Source organism: Pseudalkalibacillus decolorationis, from assembly GCF_024609785.1.
In the GTDB taxonomy this organism is placed as follows: Bacteria; Bacillota; Bacilli; order Bacillales; family Fictibacillaceae; genus Pseudalkalibacillus; species Pseudalkalibacillus decolorationis.
In genome coordinates, this window is sequence record NZ_JANHJQ010000059.1 from 1 (window position 1) to 5,979 (window position 5,979).

Below are 5,979 nucleotides of genomic sequence, written 5' to 3' on the forward strand. Positions count from 1 at the left end.
CTGGGTAGCTACGTGTGGACGGGATAAGTGCTGAAAGCATCTAAGCATGAAGCCCCCCTCAAGATGAGATTTCCCATCGCGTAAGCGAGTAAGATCCCTCAGAGATGATGAGGTTGATAGGTCTGGTGTGGAAGCGTGGCAACACGTGGAGCTGACAGATACTAATCGATCGAGGACTTAACCATATTTTTAACATCTTCGATGTGAATACATTCAAGAATGAACGTTATCTAGTTTTGAAGGAATGTGGTTTTTCCACAACTTCATATGTCTGGTGACGACGGCGAAGAGGTCACACCCGTTCCCATGCCGAACACGGAAGTTAAGCTCTTCAGCGCCAATGGTAATTGGGGGCTTCCCCCTGTGAGAGTAGGACGTCGCCGGGCCTCAAAGAGGTGAAACGAATANATGCCGAACACGGAAGTTAAGCTCTTCAGCGCCAATGGTAATTGGGGGCTTCCCCCTGTGAGAGTAGGACGTCGCCGGGCCTCAAAGAGGTGAAACGAACATCAATCGTTTCATCTCTTTTTTATTGGAAGAAAAGATCCGACTACCTAGTATGCGATGGCTGAGAGGAACGAAGAGGTCACTGTGCGAAGGCTGATTCTACTACCGGTTAAACATCGAAAGACATTCCGTTCCATATTCGATTAGGAAGAAACAAGCCTGGATAAATAAATTCAAAAAAGTAACCGTTTTTCATTGAGAAAGCCCAACAGTAGGACAGGTATTTTTGTTTGAGAAATGGTTAGGAAGCGTGAGATAAATGGATAGTCATCACTTGAATACGTATGGAAGAGCTCTCCCCACCATTCTGTTTCATAACGGCAAATCATACTTAGGTTATAGAGAACTAAATAATGGTTCATGACCTCATGTAAGGAGCTGAAACGATCACGGGATGTTGGAATATACCATCGTCCATCCATTGTTTGCTTAAATAGTGTATTGTTTGCACTAAAGCTCTGAAAATCCGCAAAAATAACTTCCATTTTCTTATGTTTTAAAGTGGTATGAATAACGGCCGGCCTCAGTTGTTGTGCAAGGAATGTACTAAAACGCTCAAAGGTCATATGAAGGCGATCCAAAATAGCATCAGGAATAGAAAAGCCATTACCTTCCTCTAATAACATCACCTCTAGCAAAGGGGATCTCCGATAAATGCTAGAAAATAACCCACTCATTTCGGGAATTTGCCCAAGTAATTCATTCATTTGCACTTTATCGCCTTCAAGTTGTTTCATGTGGAACATTTGATCAGAAAAGTATGGAAAAAGTCCATTTCGTTGAATTTTAATTTCATCCTCTAAAAACAGATAATTTTGTTTCTTCCGTTTCCTTGTTGTTACCCCATGTGCTAATAAGGAAGTTGACTCGGGATAAAAGGGATCCACGGTGAGTAGGCACGACTTGATTAACTGTACCATTCCATAGTATTGAAGAACGGGTTGAAGTTCCAAGGGCGCAATTTCTGCCAAATCATAATGGCGTTTTCCATGTTCAAGGTAATAGATAAAGCTATAACAATTCCGATAGCTTAATTCATCGATATTCTTATCCAAATTGAGTTGTTTATAACACCTTTTTAAATATCGCTGGCTCATTGGAGCACTTAAGAATTGATCATAATGATTCCATCTTTCTGTTGCTTTCATCCACTCACACCTATATTCACCAAATTTTGTGAAAAAATAGACTTATCCCTATGTTCTTGACAGTAGTTTGCCCTATTGTTACTCTACTAATAATATTTTAACGACTAAAAGGAGAGTGGGATTTGTGTGGGAAGAGAAGTTCACGCGTGAGGGTCTAACATTTGATGATGTTTTACTGGTGCCGGATAAATCATCTGTACTGCCTAGAGATGTATCAGTGAAAACGAAATTGTCCGATGAGGTACAGCTTAACATTCCGATTATTAGTGCTGGAATGGATACGGTAACGGAATCTAAAATGGCGATTGCTGTGGCGCGTCAAGGCGGCCTAGGAATTATCCATAAAAACATGTCGATCGAAGAGCAAGCAGAGCATGTAGATCGAGTAAAGCGTTCAGAATCAGGTGTTATTACAAATCCTTTTTATCTCACTCCTGACCATCAGGTATTTGATGCAGAGCATTTAATGGGAAAATATCGCATTTCAGGTGTACCGATTGTTGATGAAGATCGTAAGCTTGTAGGGATTATTACGAACCGAGATATGCGTTTCATCCAGGATTTCTCGATTCAAATTAAAGAGGTCATGACCCAAGACAACCTAGTTACAGCTCCTGTTGGGACAACATTGAAGGAAGCAGAGTCTATTTTACAGAAACATCGCATCGAAAAACTTCCACTACTTGACGATAAAGGTATTTTAAAAGGGCTTATTACAATTAAGGATATTGAAAAAGTAATTGAGTTCCCAAACTCTGCAAAGGACAAGCAAGGGCGTTTATTAGCAGGCGCTGCAGTCGGAGTTACAGCAGATGCGTTATTACGTGTCGGTAAACTTGTTGAAGCTGGTGTGGATGCAATCGTAATTGATACTGCACATGGACATTCAGAAGGTGTTCTTGCGAAGGTTCGTGAAGTGAAGGAATCCTACCCTGATGTAACAATTATTGCAGGGAATGTAGCGACTGCAGAAGCAACACGAGACTTGATTGAAGCTGGTGTAAACGTTGTGAAGGTTGGAATCGGACCAGGCTCGATTTGTACAACTCGAGTAGTTGCCGGCGTAGGTGTACCGCAAATCACAGCAATCTATGAATGTGCAACAGAGGCACGTAAGCATGGTGTTCCGATTATTGCAGATGGTGGAATTAAATATTCAGGTGATATCGTCAAGGCACTTGCAGCAGGTGGTCACGCAGTTATGCTTGGCAGCTTGTTAGCAGGGGTTGATGAAAGTCCAGGAGAGCGTGAAATCTATCAAGGACGCCAATTTAAGGTTTATCGTGGAATGGGCTCAATTGGGGCAATGGAGCGAGGAAGCCGCGATCGCTATTTCCAGGAAAATAACCAAAAGCTTGTCCCAGAAGGAATTGAGGGACGTGTGCCGTACAAAGGCCCACTATCAGATTCAATTCATCAACTTGTAGGCGGGTTGCGATCTGGGATGGGGTATTGTGGCACACCATCCATCGACGAACTACGTGAAAATGCACGATTCACTAGAATTACTAATGCAGGGCTTCGTGAAAGTCATCCCCACGATGTTCAAATTACGAAGGAGTCTCCAAATTACTCGGTCTAAACGACTAAAAAGTACAATTTTGTGTACGAGTAATGTACCATTTTCACCTTTTTTAGACAGAGGTTCATCCTCTGTCTATTTTTTTATTAATCGATATGGTACAATTAGCGATGTTGTATTTAGGGTTGGAGGTGCAAAGGTTGATTAACCGAATGAAACAATCAGTCATCTTTGTTTTAACGATGGCACTAGTAATAACGAGTTTTGTAACAACGACATCAAAGGTTCACGCTGCTGCTCCAGATTTACAATTGAAAGCAGAAGCAGCAATTTTAGTCGATGCAGAAACAGGGCGTATTCTTTTTGAGAAAAATGCGGATTTATTGTTACCACCTGCAAGTATGACGAAAATGATGACCGAATACTTACTTTTAGAAGCAATTGAAGAGGGAAAAATAAAGTGGGACACGCCTGTAAAGATAAGCGATCGTGCTTTTAAGATTTCCCACGACTCAAGTCTGTCCAATGTATGGTTGCGGAAAGATGCAGATCCAGCGTATACCGTTAAGGAATTATTTGAGGCAGCTGCGATTTATTCAGCAAACGGTGCTACGATGGCACTAGCAGAAACGATTGCAGGTTCTGAGGCGAACTTTGTAAAAATGATGAATGATAAGGCGAAAGAATTAGGCCTGAAGAAATATACATTTGTGAATAGTACCGGTTTAAATAATCGTGACTTAAAAGGGATGCATGCAGCTGGCGGGCCGGAAGAGATGAACATGATGTCCGCACGTGCGACAGCAAAACTTGCGTATCATCTCTTGAAGGACTACCCTGAAGTTTTAGAAACAGCTAAAATTCCCGTAAAGTTATTCCGGAAAGGCACCGACGATGAAAACCGAATGATTAACTGGAACTGGATGCTTGAAGGAAACCCAAGGCAAGGGTATGAATATGAAGGCGTCGATGGGTTGAAGACTGGATCAACGGACATTGCTGGATACTCCTTCACAGGGACTGCAAAGCGTAATGGAACACGTCTAATATCTGTTGTTATGAAAACAGGTTCCAATCCCGAACGTTTTGAGGAGACTACAAAGTTACTTGATTATGGCTTTAACAATTTTACGAAAAAAGAAGTAGTTAAAGCAGGTTATACGGTTAAAGATAAATCAACACTCCCTGTCGTTAAAGGGAAAGAGAAAACAGTTGATGTGCAAACAACAAAACCGTTAACAGTCGTAATGTTGAATGGGGAAGAAGAGAAGTATAAACCAAAAGCAACATGGAATAACAAAGTGTTAAATAAAAATGGCGAACTGACTGCACCAGTTAAAAAAGGTGATCAGGTGGGTACCCTCACACTCGCTTACTCTGGTGAAGGCAAAGATCTAGGTTATATTACAGAGAAGGCCAAACAAAAATCTATGGTTGAGATAGTAGCACAGGACGATGTGGAGAAAGCGAACTGGTTCGTTCTTATGATGAGAGGAATTGGCGGCTTCTTCAGTGATATTTGGACGAATGTGGTCGACACAGTTAAGGGCTGGTTTTAAATAATAATGAGGATGGCTCCAAATGGGTCATTCTCTTTTGTGCAACACATTTACTACTCCAGCTCCTCTACGGCAGCAACAGCCTCCTCAGTGGCTTTCCAGTGACCTTCGGAGCTACCTAGGGCGCATGCGCTTTTCTTACACGTTAAGAAAGTATAAAAATACTTTCTATAGTATAAGCGCAACTACGGCGATCACCTGCGCTAAAGCTTGGATCTAGCCGAGTTTTCTTTATATTCCACGATTTACTTGTTTCACCTTATAGGCAACGGTTTTGAAAAATGATACAATAATGAAGGATTTATGTCTTTATCAAAACATTAATGGACGGGGGATTTATACATGGTACAAACAGGTACAGATCGCGTTAAGCGTGGCATGGCAGAAATGCAAAAAGGTGGCGTCATCATGGACGTTGTCAATGCAGAACAAGCAAAAATTGCTGAGGAATCTGGTGCTGTAGCAGTTATGGCATTAGAACGTGTCCCTGCAGACATTCGTGCAGCAGGTGGGGTGGCTCGTATGGCTGATCCTACAATCGTGGAGGAAGTAATTAATGCGGTTTCAATTCCCGTTATGGCTAAAGCACGTATCGGACATATTGTTGAAGCGCGTATTCTTGAATCACTTGGAGCAGATTATATTGATGAGAGTGAAGTATTGACTCCAGCAGATGNGAGGAAGTAATTAATGCGGTTTCAATTCCCGTTATGGCTAAAGCACGTATCGGACATATTGTTGAAGCGCGTATTCTTGAATCACTTGGAGCAGATTATATTGATGAGAGTGAAGTATTGACTCCAGCAGATGAAGTGTTCCATTTGAACAAGCGTGACTTTACTGTACCATTTGTCTGTGGAGCACGTGACCTTGGTGAAGCAACTCGTCGTATTGGTGAAGGGGCTTCCATGCTTCGTACGAAGGGTGAACCCGGAACAGGAAATATTGTTGAAGCTGTCCGCCATATGCGTTTAATCCAGTCACAAGTACGTACAGTTGTTGGTATGAGTGAAGATGAGTTGATGACCGAAGCGAAGAACCTTGGTGCGCCATATGAAGTTCTCCTTCAAATTAAAAAAGAAGGACGTCTTCCTGTCGTAAACTTTGCAGCAGGTGGAGTAGCTTCTCCAGCAGATGCAGCATTGATGATGGAATTGGGTGCTGACGGAGTATTCGTTGGTTCAGGAATTTTCAAATCCGATAATCCAGAAAAATTCGCACGTGCAATCGTTGAAGCGACAAC

Annotated in this window: 3 protein-coding genes, 2 rRNA genes and 2 pseudogenes; 6 read left to right on the forward strand and 1 reads right to left on the reverse strand. The window is 42.1% G+C overall.

What is annotated here, in order from left to right:
• Together NON16_RS25195 and rrf are read left to right on the forward strand one after the other, a co-directional pair.
• A 23S ribosomal RNA gene (locus NON16_RS25195) occupies positions 1-185 on the forward strand; the annotation flags it as partial.
• A gap of 85 nt (positions 186-270) precedes the next feature.
• Positions 271-386 (forward strand): 5S ribosomal RNA (rrf, locus tag NON16_RS25200).
• Between the two features lie 294 nt (positions 387-680).
• On the opposite strand, the gene NON16_RS25205 is transcribed toward rrf, so the two are convergent.
• A complete protein-coding gene (locus NON16_RS25205) occupies positions 681-1,655 on the reverse strand; it encodes a YaaC family protein (RefSeq protein ID WP_257352371.1) in 975 nt (324 codons plus the stop codon).
• Positions 1,656-1,779: 124 nt separating this feature from the next.
• Here NON16_RS25205 and guaB point away from each other — a divergent pair, with 124 nt between their 5' ends.
• The 4 genes and pseudogenes from guaB to pdxS all read left to right on the forward strand — a co-directional run.
• Positions 1,780-3,237 carry an IMP dehydrogenase gene (gene guaB, locus NON16_RS25210; protein ID WP_257352372.1) on the forward strand — a complete coding sequence of 486 codons (1,458 nt, stop codon included), beginning with the start codon at positions 1,780-1,782 and terminating at the stop codon, positions 3,235-3,237.
• Between the two features lie 143 nt (positions 3,238-3,380).
• A complete protein-coding gene (locus NON16_RS25215; RefSeq protein ID WP_372508881.1) occupies positions 3,381-4,736 on the forward strand; it encodes a D-alanyl-D-alanine carboxypeptidase family protein in 1,356 nt (451 codons plus the stop codon).
• Positions 4,737-5,078: 342 nt separating this feature from the next.
• Positions 5,079-5,279 (forward strand): annotated as a pseudogene (locus tag NON16_RS25805) (pyridoxal 5'-phosphate synthase lyase subunit PdxS); the annotation flags it as partial.
• A 119-nt stretch (positions 5,280-5,398) separates the two neighbouring features.
• Positions 5,399-5,979: pseudogene (gene pdxS, locus NON16_RS25225) on the forward strand (pyridoxal 5'-phosphate synthase subunit PdxS); the annotation flags it as partial.

Coding starts and splice junctions, on each gene's coding strand:
- NON16_RS25205 (WP_257352371.1), bottom strand. CDS start 1,655: ATGAAAGCAACAGAAAGATGGAATCATTATGATCAATTCTTAAGTGCT.